We start from the raw sequence: 20,642 nt of genomic DNA, 5'->3' as shown, positions 1-20,642 counted from the left end.
TCTGAGCAATCGACGACTTATGTTTAGAAAACGGAATGTGTATTGGATGCTTGCTTTTGCAGCTTTGACGAGTACAACCGCTATGGCACAAGATGGAGCGATAAAGCTGCTCCCCATGAAGCAGGTGCGGTTGTTGGAAAGTCCATTTCTAGAAGCGCAATCGCTAAATCGTAATTACCTGCTGGCTTTGGATGCCGATCGCTTGCTCGCGCCCTTTTTGCGCGAAGCAGGTTTGCCCGAGAAAGCAGCAAGTTATCCAAATTGGGAAAACTCTGGTTTGGATGGCCATACTGCCGGTCATTATTTATCCGGTTTGTCCATGCTGTACGCATCCACGGGCGATAAAACCATACAGAAACGCTTAGAATATGTACTTTCTGAATTGCAGCGTTGTCAAGATGCATTCGGCACTGGATATATTGGTGGCGTACCCGGCAGTACTGCACTTTGGCAAGAGATTAGCAAAGGCGATATTCGCGCGGGTAATTTTGATTTGAACGGCAAATGGGTGCCTTTGTATAACATCCACAAAACCTTTGCTGGTTTGCGCGATGCATATCAAGTGGCTGGTTACTCAGTAGCCAAAGACATGTTGGTCAAGATGACCGATTGGGGGGTAAACGTCATCGATGGACTGAGCGATGAGCAAATGCAAGATATGTTGCGTAGTGAGCATGGCGGTCTGAATGAGGTGTTTGCCGATGTCGCTTTTTGGACTAAAAATCCAGCTCACGTTAGGTTAGCAAAACGCTTTACACAAAAATCCTTTCTAAACCCATTGTTAAGCAGACAAGATCTCCTGACGGGAATGCATGCCAATACGCAAATTCCAAAAGTAATCGGTATCGAACGCATTGCCGAGTTGGAAAATCAAGAAGATTGGCACGATGGCGCGCAATTCTTTTGGGAAACCGTGGTGCACAATCGCAGCGTGGCGATCGGAGGGAACAGCACGTACGAGCATTTCCATCCTTCGGATGATTTTTCGAGCATGGTGACCAGTGTCGAAGGACCAGAAACCTGCAATACTTACAATATGCTCAAGCTAAGTGCGCAATTGTTTCAGCGCACGGGCGATGTACGCTATGTCGATTACTACGAGCGCGCTTTGTACAATCATATTTTATCTTCACAACATCCAGAGCATGGTGGATTGGTGTATTTTACGCCGATGCGACCAGCACATTATCGCGTGTATTCGCAGCCTCAAACTAGTTTTTGGTGTTGTGTAGGCTCTGGATTAGAAAGCCATTCGAAATACGGCGAATTTATCTATGCCGAACAAGATAATGCATTATGGGTCAATTTGTTTATTCCATCGGTACTGACTTGGGAAAAGATGGGCGTGCGCTTAGTGCAGCGACATCAATTTCCGAGTACGGATACGATCAATTTTAAAATACACGCTGATAAAGCGAAAAAGTTTACCCTACATCTACGAAAGCCAAATTGGACAAAAGGGGAGCACGTCTCCCTTTTTGTCAATGGCGTACAACAAAAGATTCAGGAAAGTACAAAAGGCTACCTTGCTCTAGATCGCAAATGGAAAGATGGCGATGAGGTACAATTGGTATTGCCGATGCATGTAGAATTGGAAACATTTCCAGACAATTCCCCGTATCTCGCCTTTAATTATGGACCAGTAGTATTGGCTGGTACAAGTGCAGCGCAAGATGATATCGTCGGATTGCTGGCGGATGATAGCCGTGGTGGTCATATTGCCAAAGGCAAACAGGTTTCTGCCACAGATATCCCCTTATTAGTCGGCGATAAAGCTAATTTAGTGCAGTCGGTCGATTTGATTTCGGCGAAAGACCTTCGCTTTGCACTGCATGTGCAGAATGCAAAAGGGGAGTCGCAAACGCAAATATTGCAGCCATTTGCTCAAATTCACGATGCACGCTATCAAATTTATTGGCCTTATGCCGAATCGCAAAGTGATGCTAAAAGTTATTTTAATCGGGTAAGCGATGCTTATCTGGAGCGGTTAGAAAAGTTCACCATTGATCAAGTACGCGTAGGGCAACAACAACCCGAATCGGACCATGCGATTCAATCTTCGCGATCGACTACAGGTGCACAGAATGGCACACAATGGCGACAAGCCGATGGTTGGTTTAGTTATCAACTTCGGCAATCATCCGGCGAAGCCAAATTCTTGTATATTCAATATTTTGCCGAAGGCGAATATGACTACAACATTTCTATTAATGGCGTGCAGGTCGTGAAATTAATCGCTGATCAGCAGGCGTCGGGGTTGCAACAGCAAACCGTGGCCCTGCCAAAAGAGATACAAACCAATGCAGACCTACTTATTCGTGTAGAAGCTAATTCGGGCAACAAAACCGCGAAATTAACCAATATAAGACTACTCCGGAATAATCTATCTGATACGCCGGTAACCAATTTTTAATGATGAAATCGACAAATAAATCATACAAAAACATTCGAAATAAAGCATTCGTCACCGCGGCCTGTCTGCTAGGTGCGTTTTCGGTGGCATCTGCGCAAGACGCAAGTCAAAAGGTCGTGAAGCAATTCGTGGCAACGGGCAATCCCATTATCAAAGATAAATACACGGCAGATCCGGCTGCGCTCGTGCAAGGCGACACGCTGTGGCTTTATGCTGGCCACGATCTAGCTGGCGGACAAACCAAGTACGTGATGAAAGATTGGTTGGTCTATTCTACCACCGATATGAAAAACTGGACGGAATACGAAGTGCCATTAAAGATTACAGATTTTGCTTGGGCAAAGAGTGGAGATGCGTTTGCTGGTCACGTTACCGAGCGCGATGGTAAATATTATTGGTACATCAGTACCAATTGGTCGGGCATTGGCGTGGCGGTATCCGATTCGCCTACAGGCCCTTTTCAAGACGCTTTGGGAAAACCATTGTTGACGAACGACGATTGTTTTGCATCGAGCCATGCTTGGGCTTGTATTGATCCTGCCGTGCATATTGATGATGATGGACAAGCTTGGATATTTTGGGGCAATCGCGAATGTTATTACGCCAAGTTGAAAGATAATATGATCGAAATCGATGGGGAAATAAAGCAGATCAAATTCGATAAGCTGGATTTTACCGAAGCGCCCTGGGTTCATAAATATAAAAAGAAATATTACCTAACCTATGCCACAGGATTCCCAGAAAAGATCGCCTATGCGATGGGAGATCGGATGGAAGGGCCGTATGAATACAAAGGCCTTCTAAACGAGATTGCGGGTAATAGCAATACCAATCACCAATCTATTGTTGAGTTTAAAGGCGAGTGGTATTTTATCTATCACAATGGTGCCATACAAACCGATGGCAGTAGCTATAGTCGTTCGATATGTATAGATCGTCTGTATTTTAATAAAGATGGCACCATCAAACGTATCCAGATGACCTCCGAAGGAGTCAACTAATTTTTTTAAGACCAATATTTATTTAGATGAGAATAATTATTACCCTAGTCGCCTATTTATTGAGCAGTTCCCTGTTGCTGGCACAATCTTACAAATCTGGACCTGTCGATAAAGATTATGTTGGCTATTTGTTTGCCTATTTCAAAGGCAATGCTGTTGAAGATGAGTCTGTTTGTTTCGCTATCAGTACCGATGGCTACAATTACCGTGCGCTCAATAACAATCAACCCGTGTTGAGTTCGGCTGAGATTAGTTCCACAGGTGGCGTTCGCGATCCGCATATTTTGCGTGGTGAAGATGGAAAATCTTTCTATATGGTATTGACGGATATGACGTCGAGCAAAGGTTGGGATTCGAATCGCGGCATGATTCTGTTGAAATCCAACAACTTAGTGGATTGGGAACACAGCAAAATCCATATTCCGACACGTTTTACGGGAAATGAAGATTTGAAACGCGTGTGGGCGCCACAAACGATCTTTGATCCATCTGTCAATAAATATATGGTCTATTGGTCTATGCAGCATGGCGCTGGGGCAGATATTATCTATTACGCGTATGCAAATGCAGATTTTACCGATCTGGAAGCCGAACCTCAAAAACTGTTTGTTCCTAAAAACCAAAAATCTTGTATTGATGGTGACATCATTCTGAAGAATGGCTTGTACTACCTGTTTTACAAAACAGAAGGACATGGTAATGGTCTTCGCTTAGCGATTACCGATTCCTTGACTTCTGGAAAATGGATCGAGCAACCGGGTTATAAGCAACAAACAACGGATGCGGTAGAAGGATCTAGCGTGTTTAAGTTGAACCATTCGGACAAGTATATATTGATGTATGATGTATATGGCAAGGGCAAATACCAATTCTGTGAAAGTGTGGATCTGGACCGATTTAAAGTGATAGATGAAGATATCAGCATGGATTTTCACCCAAGACATGGCTCGATTATTCCGCTATCGCGGAATGAATTAAAAGCGGTGACCGATCGTTGGGGAACACCAGCAGGAATTCAAGTGCCTGCCGCCAAGAATCCGGTATTGGATGGCTATTATGCCGATCCGGATATTATCTACTCCCATAAAAACAAAAAATACTATATGTATCCTACCAGTGATGGATTTGATGGCTGGGGCGGTTATTATTTCAAAACATTCTCTTCGACTGATTTGAAAAACTGGAAAGATGAAGGCGTTATTTTGGATTTGAAAAAAGATGTTTCTTGGGCTGATCGTCATGCTTGGGCACCGACCATTATTGAGAAGAATAACAAAGGGAAATACCAGTATTACTACTACTTTACGGCAGCGCAGAAGATCGGCGTAGCGGTCGCAGATAGTCCACAAGGACCATTTCGCGATTCAGGTAAGCCGTTGGTGAATAGCAAGCCAGCAGGCATCCAAAATGGACAGGAAATCGATCCAGCGGTATTTTACGATCCTAAATCGAAGAAAAACTACTTGTATTGGGGCAATGGTTATTTGGCCGTCGCTGAGTTGAACAAAGATATGATCTCTCTAAAACCGAACACGACCAAAGTGATGACACCAACGGATGGCACATTTCGGGAAGGCGTATTTGTTATTTACCGCGAAGGAAAGTACTATTTCTTATGGTCGGAAGAGGATACCAGAAGTCCTAATTATCGCGTGCGTTATGGTATTGCAGATTCTCCAACATCGCCTATTCAAATTCCAGAGAATAACCTGATCCTACAGAAGGATGAAGCGAAAGGTATTTATGGTACCGGCCATAATTCTGTGATTCAAGTGCCGGGAAAAGATGAATGGTATATCGTGTACCATCGCTTCTCTTATCCAGAAGGAATCAAGATGGGCGATGCCGCAGGTTTTCACCGCGAAGTCGCGATCGACGCTTTAAAGTTTGATGAGCAGGGTTTCATCTTGCCGGTCATTCCTACTAACTAATTTTTTACAGACAAATTTTTTACAAATAACATGTACTCAAAATTAACCCGATTTCTTGTTGCGAATATCAGCATTTGCTTCCTACTGTTATATAACAGCAATGAGGTAATGGCGCAAGCCGACTTTGGTAATGCGACCAAAATAAATAAGGATTGGCAATTTAAATTAAGCGATCAGACCGATGCGGCTACAGCCGAGAAATTGGATCGCTCATGGCGCGGAGTCCAACTGCCACATGACTGGAGCGTACAGCAACCGCTAAGTCCAAGTTTAGCTAGCGCGACTGGCTATTTGCCGGGAGGCATTGGTTGGTATCGCAAACAGGTTTTCATCGATGCAGACAAGAAAGGTCAACAACTTTACATCTATTTTGAAGGAGTGTATAATCGCAGCGAAGTGTTTGTAAACGGACATTCGTTAGGCAAAAGACCAAACGGATATGTTTCGTTTATGTACGATCTCACGCCACATTTGAAATATGGCGCAGAGAATACCATTGCTGTGCGTGTGGATCATACGCAAGATGCCGATTCGCGCTGGTACACCGGCTCAGGAATCTATCGTGATGTCTGGTTGGTGCAAGCAAACAAAGTGCATCTGGAGCCTTGGGGATTGTATGTATATCCCGAAGTGACTAAAAATAAAGGCACCTTGAAAATAGAAACACCAGTACAAAACCAGTCTGATCAAGCGGTGAATTTGCAAGTAACGCATACTTTGGTGGATGCTGCTGGTAAAACGGTGACTAAGAAAACCACGAAATTAAACGTTCCAAAAAACGGTAAACAAGCAATAAATAGTACACTGGAAGTGCGCGATCCTTTGTTATGGAATCTCGATGATCCTAATCTATATACGTTGGAAACGACCGTGGTGCAAGATGGAAAAGTTGTAGATCAATCGAGCGTTCGTACCGGTTTCCGTACATACACATTCGATGCGAATAAAGGCTTTGCGCTCAACGGAACATGGATGAAAGTCAAAGGCGTTTGTCTGCATCACGATGCTGGTGTATTGGGCGCCGCAGTATATCCTGAAGTATGGCGCAGAAGATTGCTACAATTGAAATCTATGGGTGTGAATGCCATCCGGACTAGTCACAATCCGCAAGCAAGCAGTTTGTATGCTTTGTGTGATGAGTTGGGTATGTTGGTGATGAATGAAGCTTTTGATGAATGGGAATTCCCTAAACGCAAATGGTTGTCGGGTTGGAATGTGGGTACGCCGGGTTTCCAAGGCGCGTTTGATTATTTCAAAGAATGGGGCGAGCGTGATCTAGCCGATATGGTACGTCGTGATCGTAATCATCTTTCCATTTTTGCTTGGAGCATTGGTAATGAAGTAGATTATCCGAATGATCCGTACTCACATCCGATATTGGATGGTGCACAAGGCGGTGGATTTACGCAGCCCATCTTTGGTGGTCATCGCAAAGATGCGCCAGATGCCATGCAATTGGGCGATATCGCTAAGCGATTAGCGGCAGTCGTGCGTCAGCACGATCAATCGCGGCCAGTTACCGCGGGATTAGCAGGCGTTGCCATGTCCAACGAAACGGCGTATCCCGGTGCGTTGGATATTGCTGGCTATAATTATACCGAAAGTCGTTATCAAGAAGATCACACCAAATATCCAGAACGAATCATCTATGGTAGCGAAAATCGTCATGATTATGGCGCTTGGAAAGCCGTAAAAGAGAATGATCATATTTTCGGTCAGTTTTTGTGGACGGGTATCGATTACTTAGGTGAATCGGGTCGTTGGCCTTCCCGTGGATTCTATTCAGGATTGTTAGATTTTGCTGGATCTATGAAACCGCGTGGATATTTTCGTGCTTCCTTGTGGACCGATAAACCGATGGCATATCTAGGTACATATCCAGTGCAAGGCGGTGGCGCCGCTACGGATACATGGTCACAGTTAGAAGCAGAGCAAGGACAAAAACAAGATCAGGCGCCTTCTATGGATGCTTGGCCGGTGTGGAATTATAGCGAAGGACAGCAGGTACGCGTGGTAAGCTACAGTAATGCGCCAAAAGTGTATCTTACGCTGAATGGTCGTAAAATCGGAGCAGAAAAATCGGCTGATGACCGTCATGGTATTGTATATTGGGATATACCTTATGCAGCAGGTACATTGACGGTAATTGGCTTAGATGAATCTGGAAGCGAAATAGTGAAGCACGATCTAAAAACGAGCAAAAGATCTTACGCACTCAAAGTGGTTGAAGGAGCTAATCAGTCGGTTAAGGCAGATGGTGGTCTAGCACAGATTGGCTTACAGATCGTGGATCAAGATGGAGTAGTCGTGCCAATGGCGGATGATGAGATTACGTGTCACATCGTAGGATCAGGGACTCTACTTGGTATGGAAGCCGGAAATAACAGCGATATGTCGGATTATACAGACAATCAACAGCGTGCCTTCAAAGGAAAAATGATGGTATATGTACGTGCTGATGGCAAGCCTTCGGAAGAGATTCACGTGCGACTGACGGCGCCTTGGTTGCAAGCTGCAGAAGTAACGATACCGCTTAAATAAATTAAGATAAAGGATGGAGAAAGGTGAATGTAAAAAGTTCACCTTTCCTGATAATATAGATGGGGATTATGAATTGGAAGAGAATGATAGTTATTGTAGCTGCCGCAATGATTTTCGCGGGCTGCACGAACAAAAAATACGCGATTGACCAAGTCGATAAACAGGATGTCTTGGCTTCGATTCGTTTGGTGAACACGTATTGGCAGCAGAATAACAAACCGCAGAATTGGGCTTTTTGGGATGAGGCGGCTTATCATACTGGTAATATGGCGGCATATGAAGTCACGAAAGATTCCGCCTTTCTGGAGTATAGTTTGATTTGGGCGAAGTCCAATGATTGGAAAGGTGCTAAATCCGACAATATAGAAGATTGGAAATACAGTTATGGAGAAAGTGACGACTACGTGTTGTTTGGCGATTGGCAGATCTGCTTTCAGACTTATATTGATCTTTATCACATAGATAAAGATGAGAATCGTATTCACCGTGCCAAAGAGGTGATGGAATACCAGATGTCGACCCCAGCAGACGATTATTGGTGGTGGGCAGATGGTTTGTATATGGTGATGCCTGTGATGACGAAACTATATGAAGTCACTAATAATCCGATGTACCTAGAGAAATTGTATACCTATTTCCGCTACGCGGATAGCCTGATGTTTGATCAGGAAGCGCATCTTTATTATCGGGATGATAAATACCTTTATCCAAAGCACAAGAGCGCCAATGGAGAGCGTGATTTCTGGGCGCGGGGAGATGGTTGGGTTTTGGCTGGATTGGCCAAAGTACTCGCTGATCTGCCAAAAGAGTACGAGCATCGCCCATTTTTCGAACAGCGTTTTAATCAATTAGCCGCCGCAGTAGCTGCGGCGCAACAACCAGAAGGCTATTGGACTCGCAGCTTGCTCGATCCAGAGCACGCTCCCGGTCCTGAAACGAGCGGAACTGCTTTCTTTACTTATGGTTTGCTTTGGGGCGTGAACAATGGTTATCTGAATGCAGCAGAATACTTGCCTGTGATTGATAGCTCATGGCGGTATTTGCAAAACGTAGCGGTACAAGCAGACGGTTCGGTCGGTTATGTGCAGCCAATTGGAGAAAAGGCGATTCCGGGGCAAGTGGTAGACAAAAATTCTACGACAAACTTTGGTGTAGGAGCGTATTTGTTAGCTGCGACTGAATTGTTCAAATACTTAGATAAATAGGCTTGGTTATGAGGATGCGTTTTGCGGTATGGATAGGTTTTCTTGGGTTAATTTGTTCCGCTTCTTTTGCGCAAAGCAAAGTTGAAAATGCAAATGGAAGTACAGTTGGTTCAGACCGGATGTTTTGGCTAGCAGAGATGGATAAGATGGCGCGTCCAGTCATTCGTAGTTTAGCACACGATAGCTTACGAATCACGATGCCGCAGGTTACTTCCAAAAATGTAGACAACCGTGAGCATCGCATTCAGGTGCAATACTTGGAAGTGTTTGGAAGAGTACTTTCTGGTATAGCGCCTTGGTTACAGCTAGAAGGAGGGGACAAGGAAGAGCAAGCGCTACGCGCTCAATATCGTACATGGGTGCTTCAAGGATTTGAAAATGCGCTAGATTCGAATGCGCATGATTTTATGCGTTTCGATATCGGTGGGCAGCAATTAGTGGATGCATCCTTCTTGGCGCTCGGCCTGATCCGTGCGCCTTGGATTTGGGAGAATCTGTCCAATGATTCACAGATGAAATTGGTAGAATCCATCCGTACTACGCGCCGTTTTCTACCTGTTCATTCCAATTGGTGATTGTTTTCGGCGGTCAACGAAGCATTTTTAGCAAAATATGCCGACTCGTGGGACAATATGCGCGTGGACTATGCATTACGCCAATTTGAACAATGGTATGTAGGAGATAGTATGTACAAAGATGGGGAGCATTTCGCCTTCGATTATTACAACAGTTATGTCATTCATCCATATTTAGGTGCGTTAGTGGATGTGATCGGCACAAAAACCAGCACATACAACCGGATGTTTGAAGATATCAAAAAACGAAATCAACGCTACGCCGAGATTCAAGAGCGCTTGATTCACGTTGATGGCACCTACCCGGCTTCCGGTCGTTCGGTGATTTATCGTGGCGCTGCCTTCCATCATTTGGCAGATATGGCTTTCAAGGATCGTTTACCAGAAAGTTTACCCGCAGCACAAGTGCGCAGCGCCTTGACAGCAGTATTGCGCAAAACCACGGAAAGCCCTTCTACCTATCAGCATGGTTGGTTGACCATCGGCTTGTATGGCGCGCAGGAAAGCTTAGGCGATTTTTATAATAATCAAGGTAGTCCGTATTTGGCAGCAACGGTCTTTCTGCCATTGGGCTTGCCAGAAAACCATGCATTCTGGTCAGATCCCGCACAACCTTGGACGTCTCAACAAATCTGGACAGGTCAGCAAGCAGCTAAAGATCATAGTGTGCACTAAAGATCCGAATCTCAGTCCGTTTTAGTATTTGAAACCTCGTCTTTGCGAAGCCGAGGTACGAGGCTGCGGCAATCTAAAGCCATGTGTTTTTTCAGGTATCTACTTGATCAAAAACTTGATAAGCTATCAATCTTATTAACCTTCTCAACTTTATCAACCTTATTAACTTTCTCAACCTTAATAACCCCAAAAAGTCCGTTTTATCGTACCTCCGCGCGATGACGCTGGGAAGTAACGAAATAAAGTTATACTATTTCTGAAAATTTGTAAAAAGGTATATAAATGTATATCTTTGAAAAATGAAGACCAGTGAGTTTTTACGCTTAGCTAAACGCCATGCATGGCGCTTTTTGAGACAAGGAAAAGGTTCACATGAGGTTTGGGAAAAAGACAATATACAGGTAATAATTCCGAATCACCCTGCAAAAGAGCTCCCCAATGGGCTTGAAAAAAGTCTGAAAACAGATGGGTTTGTAAAAATAACTGATCGGGCTAAAAAGAGATATCACTTATGGAAAAGATCATAAAAGTAATTATTGAAAAAAATGTGGATGGATTTTGGGCGCATTCTTCAAATGTAAGTAATGTGAGTGGGTATGGTGACAGCGTTCAAGCCTGTAAAGAGAATGTGTTTGATAGTATTGAACTAGCGAAAAGCTTGGATGGTAAAAATAAATTTCCTTACGAAAAGTATAAATTGGAGTTCAATTTTGACATTGAATCTCTGTTAGAAAATTACAAGGGAATTCTTTCCAATGTCGCTTTCGAAAAAATTACAGGCATTAATCAAAAACAAATGCATCATTACGCAACTGGAATTAAGAAGCCACGTGAAGCCCAAAGAAAAAAAATAGAAGAGGGGTTACATCAATTAGGTAGAGAACTGCTAGCTATCGAGCTGTAACATGAAATTGTTTTGTTTCTCAATCTTATAAACTTTCTCAACCCCAAAGAAGTTCATGTTGTCGTACCTCCGCGCGATGACGCCATGCTGCAAGCAATTAAATCTTATTTCCTAAGTTTGCACCTCCAAAAATAGTGAGATAAAGAGATGCAGCGATTACAACTAAAACAGCAAATCCAAAAGAGAGAAGATGCTGAAATATCGTTTCGGGTATTTGATTTGGATAGCAAACAGCTGGATGATTACTTACAACCACACCAAAAGGACTTTTTTTGCCTATTTCTGGTGGAAGAAGGCGAACTTAAACTGCACATAGAAGACAGAATATTGACGCTACATAGCGGACAAATTTCCGTCATATTTCCCAATCAGGTACACTTTGTGCAAAGCCGTTCTACATCACTTTCCGGGAAAATCATTTTATTTGAAGAGGTGTTATTTTGTTCAGATATTCTCAAAAACGAATTGAGCCCATACAATGTCAACCTGACTACGCAGCTGAGCAATGTGTTTTTAGTCAAGGCTGACTTTGCTGAAGCGGTACACCTTATAGCGTTGATTCAGCGTATTTATGAAAATCCAAGTTTGGTGCGAAAAGAACAGGCACGTTTTTACATCAAGATATTTTTGCTCAAGCTGATCGAATCAGTGCACGGTCAACATCCGGTTTTGGGCAAGAAAACGCCAGATCAACTGCTGTATGTCGAATTCAAGCGATTGCTCAACGAAAACTATAAAGAGGAGCGAAGCGTACGCTATTATGCGGATCGGCTAGCGATCACACCGAAAAAACTCAATCTCATCACTAAAAAACATTGCAAAGAAACGGCGATTAATGCCATACACAATCGCATACTGACCGAGATCAAAAGGCAATTTATGTTTGCACACATTAGCCACAAAGAAATCGCTTTGGATCTAGGATTCAACTCGCCGGCGGCCTTCAACAAGTTTGTAAAAGCCAAGCTCAACGAGACGCCCACGCAGCTACAACAGGAACTGGCGCAAATGTATAACACATAGTCCCGTCTGGGTAACATCATAGGTCTGTAGCTGATCTATCTTTGAGGCATCAAAACTAAAGATAGAGAAATGAGTAAATTATTTATTGCAGGCGAGGTGTTTCATGGTGCTGGAAGTTTAGCAGAATTGAAAAACCTTCAAGGTAAAAAAGCATTCATCGTAACCGGTGGTAATTCCATGCGCAAAAGCGGGACATTGGATAAAACGGTCGCTTTTCTAAATGAAGCAGGCTTAGAAACTTTCATATTTGATGGTGTAGAGGAAGATCCATCATCAGCGACCAGTTTTAAAGGTGCTGCCGCAATGCGCGAGTTCCAACCAGATTGGATCATTGGATTGGGCGGTTGTTCGGCCATTGATGCAGCCAAAATGATGTGGGTGTTTTACGAATATCCTGATTTGGATTTCGATACTTTATTGAAGCCATTCAACGTTCCAGTTTTAAGAAATAAAGCGAAATTTGTGGCTATTCCTTCCACAAGCGGTACGGGTACAGAAACAACAGGTTTGGCAGTAATCACTGATCGAGAGAAAGGCGTTAAATACCCGATCGTGTCTTATGAATTGACGCCTGACATCGCGATCGTAGACGGCGAAGTATGTGCTTCGATGCCTGCTCACATTACGGCCAACACCGGTTTGGATGCCTTGACACACTGTGTAGAAGCATACGTATCCAATATCGACGACAATTATGCTGACGTATTAGCAAAAGGTGGATTAGAGATCGTCTTTAACAACCTGAAAGAAGCTGTTGCTAATCCGACGAATATCAACGCACGTCAGAATATGCACGACGCTTCGTTTATGGCAGGTTTAGCATTCAATAATGCTTGGTTGGGTATTGTGCACTCGCTCTCACATCAAGTAGGTGCTTTGTACGGTATTCCACATGGTGCCGCCAACGCGATTTTCTTGCCGAATGTCATCCGTTTCAATGCAAAAGTTTCCAAACGTTTTCCAGACTTAGCGAAAGTGATTGGTAAAGAAACTGCTGAAGAATTGGCTCAAGCTATTGAAGGCCTACGCGCTGATGTCAAGAATATCTCTTCTATCAAGGAGTTTGGCATCTCGAAGGAAGATTGGGAGAAAAATATTGATTACATCACACAAAATGCGCTGGTAGATCCGTGTACCGGTTTTAATCCACGTGTTCCCGTATTGCAAGACTTAAAAGATATTTACAATGCCTGCTACGAAGGCGTTGTATACGAAGGTTAATTCTGTGCTCTCGGCTTTTGACGTCATTTTAAGCGGCATGCATTTATTCAAAAATGCATGCTGCTTATGTTTAATGTCTCTCTCTTTCTGCTACCGTCTACTGTATTCTTCCCGGTCGGATGTCAAAGCGTTTATAGGGTATTACTCGCCCATTGATTCGGCATTCCTTCACCTTTTCCGTATTGTTAGTGTATTGGTAGTATAACTCACATAGTCATTTTATGTATCAGTACTGTATTAGAACTGTATTGAAACTGTATCTGGTAAGGTGAGTTAAAGGCGAATATAAGGCGAGACTTGGGTGAAGCATGTGGCAAGGTATGGACGACTATGAGTGCCTATGTCTTAAAAAATCTTAGTAAATTGTTTAGTTATGCTGGATAATAGTTGAATGTGTTATCCAGCCAGTCAAACATGACCTGATGAAATAATTCCTGATTTCCTTCTTGGCAATGCTTTGCCCCCAAGACAGCTCCTTTTCCATTATTTGATATAGACTGTAACGCGTTTACCGGCGTAATAGAACATATCAGATTTAGATCCAGTATGGGTATGTGCCTATCAAAAAAAATGTAATTCGATTATCCATCTATTTTCTTGTTACAATGAAAAAATAAAAACACCATAAAAACTTATAGTAAAACGTTTTAAAAATCCAGAATATTGACTCTTAATATAATTTCAAGAAATAATTTATTATTTAAAGATATCTTTATTTAAATTTATTTAGTTAAACAACTAATTAATCTACGCCTGCTTCTTCTGTTTTTAGTCGTAAAATCATTTAAGAATAACAAATATTATTTAATTCGAAAATTTAACTTACAGTAAAATAAAAAAGATCACTAAAAAATTGTTTGTAGCAGTCATATGTAGTGTTACATTCATTGCCGTTTGGTTTATGGACTTTAAGCATAATCCCGCCGGGATTACGAACTACCAGTTTAATTCTGCATAAGCCCAGTAGGGCAATCCACAAACTTTTAATTTTTCGTTAGTTAACCCGCCAAGATCATCTATTGACATGGTGTTTGGTGGAGGGCAACGGGTAGATGCTACCGCGCGAAATACCAATGTACTTGGAGTTTCTCTAATCTGGACAGAAAATAGATTTGGTCGTAATATTTACCAAGGGCTAATGCTTCCTGGCCAAGTTGCCACATATGTAGACGGAATATTGGCCACTAACCCTAGATATAGCTACACGGGCTCAACCGCTTCTAGCACAGCATCTGTTAGTTTTTCATATACTACAAGACTTTAATCTTACTTAAATGACGAATTTAAAAAAAATCATAAGCGGTACAGCTATATTGGCATTACTAACCGTTTCTTGTCAAAAAACCATTGAAGAAAGCACTATGCCTAATGAAAGACAACTTTTAGAGAATCCAGAAAGTATAGTGATAGCTAGAAAGTTGATAACTAATCGGGATGAGGTGGACATCACTCTTGAAGAGCTTCAAAGTTTTCAAATTAAATTGAACAATAATGAAGATATAGATGGTCCTTTTTTTGGAAAATTCCGAGCGGTATTATATAGGTTCTACAAAAACATCAAAATTGAAAACGGACAAATGATTCCAATAAAAACATCCGCAAAGGAAGTTGGTATATCTCCCGCCATTTTTAACTTCTATATGAAAGATGTGGAACGGCTTAATAAAGAGTCGACAACTATGGGAATCATCCTTGACGATAGCAGAATGAAAAAGCAAATCGAGGAATATCTTAACGCATTAGTGAATCCAACACTTGCAAATGACGTTTTTTTAAAGTCACATTGACGTTTAAAAAAATGATTAACTATTGCTTATAGAGATTCAACACCTAACAAGATCCCCTCCATCCGAGGGGATTTTACATACCACCGCCTCACAGATTAAATCCTCTTCCTGAATATTTTTCAAAGCATCTGCTTTAACAAGTAGATGCTGTTCTTCTACTGATAAATTAAATCACTGAAATTCATTATTATCCATCTCATAAATCTATCAAAATAGTTGTATATTAATATCTATGAAAATCGCTGTTATTCTTGTTGCATTATGCCTAACACAGTTGACGGCAAGCGCTCAGGTCACATCCTTTGTAATCGATGAAGCGCAATTGGATAAACCCTTAAAAGAAACGTTAGAAGCTATATACCAATCAGACCAATCCGTGAGGATGACAATGGCGGAGGCTAAAAGAACGGGAAAACCTGACGTTTATCTGGATAGCCTACAGCAAATTCTTACTGAAACGGATCGGACAAATTTACACGCTGTAAAAGAGATCATTGAAAAGTACGGCTGGGTAAGTCCGTCGCTGGTCGGGATACAAGCTGCGCAAGGATTATTTCTGGTCATTCAGCATGCCGACTTGCAAACACAAGAAACCTATCTTCCGATGATTTTAGAAGCAGAAAAGCAAGGCGATATTTTATCGAGTAATGTAGCCATATTATTAGATAGAGTGGCAATGCGACAGGGTAAAAAACAAAAATATGGATCTCAGGGATTCAGAGACAAGGAATCTGGCCAAGCCTACATCTATCCGATTGAAGATATGGATAATCTCGAGGTAAATCGTAAATCCATGGGATTGCCGCCTATGAAAGACTATGTGAGTGGTTGGGATGTAGAAAAATATAGAAATGAACTTCCTGAAATTGAGGAGATCGTAAGATTGCAGGATATCAAATAGGATTGTTTTTGAACTAAAAATTACATTCCTCATTCCCTCCGGCTGAAATCATATCAATTTCTTAACATGTGAGAAAGGAATTAAATGCATAATTTCACCAGCGAAAAAAAATATGCAATATCTATCTACATGACTAATATAACACCTGAGCTGCTCATCACAGCAACCGGTTGGCTGGGATTTATTTGTTGTTCGACAGCGTTTTTATTGCTAAATAGTAATAAAATCACACCTGACCAACTACTTTACCAAGTGCTGAACATTATCGGCGGCACTGGACTCACGATAAGTGCGATCTACTTCAATGATATCCCAAATATCGCTGCGAACGCACTGTGGATCATTATCGCCTTCTTCGGTTTCTTCCGGTTTTTGATGCTAAAGAGAAATCAAAAAGCAACTAAGTAAGCTGTAGCAATCGATATGCCTCTAGTCGGTAGGTGCTAAGGCGCTCCTCAAAATCGGCTTTGGTAGCGGCTACGCTGAGGTAAAAATAGGCGCCATCGATCAATGCGAAAATAATATCCGCCGCAACTCGCGAAGAAGAGATCGTAATCAATCCCGAATCCGCTGCGGCTTGAATACTATTTGCCAGCGTTTCACGCAGTGCATTCGTAATGGTTTTATATTTTCCACGTACGGCTTGGTCACGAAAGGTCAGGGCATAGCAGCTATAGAAAAGACCGTCATCGAATAATTTGTGCCACTTTCGTGAAAACAAATCGTCAATCAACATGCGTAGTCCATTGACCGGTTCCTTGTTTTGCAGTTTATCCAATCGAAACATCATCAGATATTTCTGTAAAATAAAGTCGATCAAAGCCAGCGTTAGCTCTTCCTTCGTTTTAAAATAATGGATAATAAGGCTCGGATTTATATCCATGACCTTGGCGATTTTCGCGATGGAAGAATTTTCTAATCCTTCCTTTTTAGCTACTCGATAAAACACTTTGACAATCTCCAATTGTCGTGCTTCTTTTATACTTTTTCTTCCCATGTATAGTTGTACAATGTCGCGAAAATAACTAATTGGTCTCAATATTTATTTCATATTTCCTTTACTGTATTCAAATAGATTAAGATTTAACAGTTCGATAACGTGCTATTAAGCAAAAATTTATGTTGTGACTATACTTTTGCAATTAATCAAACATTCATTCAATCTATTAACTCTAAAATTCATGAAATTCGCCCCTCGACGATTTCCTCAAAGACATCAGCATGTGTTCGCACTGTGTGCCTTAATGATGCTGTTTTTACTAAGTAGTATAAGCCATGCTACTGCGCAAACGACCAACACCGTAACTGGAAAAGTTACGAACACGAGGGGAGAAGCACTCCCAAGCGTGACCGTGTCATTAAAAGATACCCGATTAGGAACTACGACCAATGCAAATGGTGATTATCGCATCGATAAATCGCCAGCAAGTGCTGCGATTGTATTCTCTTTGATCGGTTATGAGACGGTAGAGATTCCGTTTGAAGGAAGAGATTCCATCGATGTGATTCTTGTACCCACAGATGGCAGTCTTGACGAAGTTGTCGTGGTAGGATATGGTTCACAACGTAAGGTTAACCTTTCTGGAGCGGTAGATCATATCAGTGCAAAAGTGTTGGAAAGTAGACCAATATCGAATATCGCACAAGGTTTGCAGGGCATGGTGCCCAATCTTAATATCAGATTTAATTCTGGTGCTCCGGGTGAAGCTGCCAATATCAATATTCGTGGAATTACTTCGGTGAATGGTGGCGATCCACTTATTCTCGTGGATAACGTACCAATGTCTTCCGCAGAGCTGAACAGAATTTCACCGCAAGACATTGAATCCTTTTCCGTGATTAAAGATGCTTCCGCCGGCGCTATTTATGGTGCAAGAGCCGCTTTTGGTGTAATATTGGTGACGACCAAATCAGGTAAAGATGGCATAAAAATAAGCTACAACAACAACTTCACGTGGAATACGCCAACCGTAATTCCTGATAAAGTGATTGATCCTTATATATTCTCCCGTGTGCTGCAGACCTCGACAGACAATACACCTTGGAACAATGTACAATACACGGATCAATTTTATCAATATGCTAGAGAACGGTCGAACGACCCATCGATACCGGGTGTACGCCTCAATCCAACCCAACCCGCAGAATGGGAATATATGGGTAACAAAGATTGGACGAGACACTTCTTGTCGGATTGGAATTTCACACAAAACCATGATATGTCTATTTCAGGTGCTAGCGATAAAGTGCAATACTATCTAAGTGCTGGGTACAATAGGCAGAACTCGCCAATCACCTTAGCAGATGATTATTTTGATCGCTACACGATCAGAGCTAAAACGAATTATCAAGCGACGTCATTTCTACAGATTGGTAATAATACGATTATCGGAAATACCAAACGTATCACGCCTTCGCAGATCAGCATGTTTGATATCTACACCGCTTTTCCTACAAGTTATGATATCAACCCCGATGGCACTTGGGCAAATTCAACAGCCGGTCGTGTTAGTGCGCAACTCGTCAATGGTGGGCAGACATCTGATAAAAGACAGGATGTACAATCTACCTTCAATGCGCAACTCGATATTGTTAAAAATATCTTGAAGTTGAATGCAGACTATACCTTCCAGCGCAATACTAGAAATTACAATCGTTTCGTCACACCATATGAAATTGGCTTCGGTCCGAACGACTTGCGTACCGAGGGAACGAGTAGTGCTGCTAGATCCGGTGGTTTTTCCTATTATAATGTCTACAATATCTTCGCCTCGTACAATCAGCAATTCAGCCGACATAACGTATCTGCTATCTTAGGATTCAACCAAGAAGACTTTAGATCCGAACTATTCAACGGACAGATGACGGAGTTGATCTCCAGTAATTTCCCAACACCTGCGCTTGCGACAGGAGAAGCTACTTTTGGAGAAGCAATTGATAAATACGCGTTACGCGGTGCTTTTTACCGTCTCAATTATACCTATGATGACAAGTATATCATAGAACTGAATGGCCGCTATGACGGTACATCTCGTTTTCCAAAAGATAAGCGTTTTGGTTTCTTCCCATCCGGATCTGCCGCTTGGCGTTTAGATCGTGAAAACTTCTTACGCGATGTGGAGCAGATTAATTTGTTGAAAATCCGTGGTTCCTATGGCGCGCTAGGTAATCAAGCCGTGTCTAACTTTGGTTATATTCCTTCGATGGAGGTTACGCGTAGCGGATATCTGATTGACGGACAAAGGCCGCCATTGATCAGCACGCCGGCGTTAGTATCACCTAATTATACGTGGGAGAAAGTCAATACCATCAATGGTGGCTTGGATATCGCCGTCTATAATAATATGTTTTCGGCATCATTTGATTATTATTCTCGCCGCACATTGGGCATGTTGACCGCTGGAGCTACTTTGCCAGGCGTGTTGGGCGCAGCCTCACCACGTGAAAATGCGGCAGATCTAAAGACCAACGGTTGGGAGTTGAGCATCAATTACCAAGATAATTTCCAATTGGCTGGTGATAACATGAACTTCAATGCGCGTTTCTTATTATCCGATTCTTATTCAGAAATCACGCGATTTGCCAATCGTAACAATTCCATTTTAGATTATTACAAAGGAATGAAAATGGGCGAAATCTGGGGTTTGGAAAGTAATGGTTTCTTTCAAAATGAAGAACAAATCGCTAATCTAGACCAGACTTCCCTTATTCCATGGGGAGCGTTGAGCATCGTACCGGGTTGGCCCATGTTTGTAGATCAAGATAATAATGGTGTGATCGAAAAAGGATACACGTTAGGTGATACCAAAGATCTAAAAGTCATTGGAAATAGTACACCACGCTATCAGTTTGGCTTGGATCTAAATGCGAATTGGAAAGGTTTTGATATCCGTGCTTTCTTCCAAGGAGTTGCTAAAAGAGATTATTATCCTCTTGATTATTTGTATTGGGGCGTTTATCAGCAACCTTACGGCAGTATCTATGGGCATTTGCTAGATTTCTACAGACCAAACAATGATTCTGATGTGGATCGGGCAAAACACTCTCAATCGTACTTAGATCTTGGATTGGCAGACCAAAACTTGGATGCTAGATTCCCTGTGCTACAATCTTGGCTGGCAGATCGAAACTTAGGAACGCGTGTAGACCAAGCGCTAGGAACGGCCTTGCCACAAACAAACTACCTGCTCAATGCGGCGTACGTGCGCTTCAAAAACTTAACGGTAGGATATACACTGCCGGAACGCGTCCTTTCGAAAGCATATATCAAGCAACTGCGCGTGTACTTTAGTGCCGAGAACTTGACCGAATGGTCGGCATTAAAAAGATACTTTGACCCAGAGACTATTAATGCAAACATCAATACAGATCCTGTGGCCAGTCCAGGTCGTGAAGGAAATGGTCTGACCTATCCATTTCAGCGTAGCTTTTCGGCAGGAGTACAATTGACTTTTTAACACATACG

The 20,642-nt window shown here is 42.3% G+C and carries 14 protein-coding genes and 1 pseudogene; 14 read left to right on the top strand and 1 reads right to left on the bottom strand.

Going from position 1 to position 20,642, the window contains the following annotated elements; all coding sequences use genetic code 11:
• Positions 1-19: 19 nt before the first annotated feature.
• From AC3IRT_RS11260 to AC3IRT_RS11200, 13 genes and pseudogenes are all read left to right on the top strand, one after another.
• The gene (locus AC3IRT_RS11260) at positions 20-2,413 is read left to right on the top strand and encodes a beta-L-arabinofuranosidase domain-containing protein (RefSeq protein ID WP_489393350.1); all 2,394 of its coding nucleotides are present in this window, start codon (positions 20-22) and stop codon (positions 2,411-2,413) included.
• On the top strand, positions 2,413-3,414 hold the full coding sequence (locus AC3IRT_RS11255) for a glycoside hydrolase family 43 protein (protein WP_489393349.1): 1,002 nt from the start codon (positions 2,413-2,415) through the stop codon (positions 3,412-3,414). The genes AC3IRT_RS11260 and AC3IRT_RS11255 overlap by 1 nt, the downstream gene beginning before the upstream one ends.
• A gap of 26 nt (positions 3,415-3,440) precedes the next feature.
• A complete protein-coding gene (locus AC3IRT_RS11250) occupies positions 3,441-5,345 on the top strand; it encodes a glycoside hydrolase family 43 protein (RefSeq protein ID WP_489393348.1) in 1,905 nt (634 codons plus the stop codon).
• A 108-nt stretch (positions 5,346-5,453) separates the two neighbouring features.
• On the top strand, positions 5,454-7,886 hold the full coding sequence (locus AC3IRT_RS11245; protein ID WP_489393347.1) for a glycoside hydrolase family 2 TIM barrel-domain containing protein: 2,433 nt from the start codon (positions 5,454-5,456) through the stop codon (positions 7,884-7,886).
• A 68-nt stretch (positions 7,887-7,954) separates the two neighbouring features.
• Positions 7,955-9,091 (top strand): glycoside hydrolase family 88/105 protein, encoded by a 1,137-nt coding sequence (locus AC3IRT_RS11240; protein WP_489393346.1) that lies wholly within the window; start codon positions 7,955-7,957, stop codon positions 9,089-9,091.
• 8 nt (positions 9,092-9,099) lie between these two features.
• Positions 9,100-10,341: pseudogene (locus AC3IRT_RS11235) on the top strand (DUF2264 domain-containing protein).
• A 299-nt stretch (positions 10,342-10,640) separates the two neighbouring features.
• Positions 10,641-10,868, top strand: a complete 228-nt coding sequence (locus AC3IRT_RS11230) for a type II toxin-antitoxin system HicA family toxin (protein ID WP_489393345.1) — start codon at positions 10,641-10,643, stop codon at positions 10,866-10,868.
• Entirely contained in the window at positions 10,853-11,245 is a 393-nt protein-coding gene (locus AC3IRT_RS11225) for a type II toxin-antitoxin system HicB family antitoxin (RefSeq protein ID WP_489393344.1), read from the top strand. The genes AC3IRT_RS11230 and AC3IRT_RS11225 overlap by 16 nt, the downstream gene beginning before the upstream one ends.
• 147 nt (positions 11,246-11,392) lie before the next feature.
• The gene (locus tag AC3IRT_RS11220) at positions 11,393-12,268 is read left to right on the top strand and encodes an AraC family transcriptional regulator (RefSeq protein ID WP_489393343.1); all 876 of its coding nucleotides are present in this window, start codon (positions 11,393-11,395) and stop codon (positions 12,266-12,268) included.
• A 69-nt stretch (positions 12,269-12,337) separates the two neighbouring features.
• Positions 12,338-13,489, top strand: coding sequence for an iron-containing alcohol dehydrogenase (locus AC3IRT_RS11215; protein ID WP_489393342.1), 1,152 nt, complete (start codon positions 12,338-12,340; stop codon positions 13,487-13,489).
• Between the two features lie 1,274 nt (positions 13,490-14,763).
• Positions 14,764-15,276 carry a hypothetical protein gene (locus AC3IRT_RS11210; RefSeq protein ID WP_489393341.1) on the top strand — a complete coding sequence of 171 codons (513 nt, stop codon included), beginning with the start codon at positions 14,764-14,766 and terminating at the stop codon, positions 15,274-15,276.
• A 232-nt stretch (positions 15,277-15,508) separates the two neighbouring features.
• On the top strand, positions 15,509-16,177 hold the full coding sequence (locus AC3IRT_RS11205; RefSeq protein WP_489393340.1) for a DUF6624 domain-containing protein: 669 nt from the start codon (positions 15,509-15,511) through the stop codon (positions 16,175-16,177).
• Positions 16,178-16,306: 129 nt separating this feature from the next.
• Positions 16,307-16,585, top strand: a complete 279-nt coding sequence (locus AC3IRT_RS11200; RefSeq protein ID WP_489393339.1) for a CBU_0592 family membrane protein — start codon at positions 16,307-16,309, stop codon at positions 16,583-16,585.
• Here AC3IRT_RS11200 and AC3IRT_RS11195 read toward each other — a convergent pair.
• Entirely contained in the window at positions 16,578-17,174 is a 597-nt protein-coding gene (locus AC3IRT_RS11195; RefSeq protein WP_489393338.1) for a TetR family transcriptional regulator, read from the bottom strand. The two genes, AC3IRT_RS11200 and AC3IRT_RS11195, sit on opposite strands and share 8 nt — an antisense overlap.
• Before the next feature lie 184 nt (positions 17,175-17,358).
• Between AC3IRT_RS11195 and AC3IRT_RS11190 the strand changes: the two genes are divergently transcribed.
• Positions 17,359-20,634, top strand: a complete 3,276-nt coding sequence (locus tag AC3IRT_RS11190) for a SusC/RagA family TonB-linked outer membrane protein (protein ID WP_489393337.1) — start codon at positions 17,359-17,361, stop codon at positions 20,632-20,634.
• Positions 20,635-20,642: the final 8 nt, after the last annotated feature.

It is taken from the genome of Sphingobacterium sp. KH_072, assembly GCF_057837975.1.
Note: the sequence above shows the minus strand (reverse complement) of the source record. Positions and strands in the feature narration are given on the sequence as shown.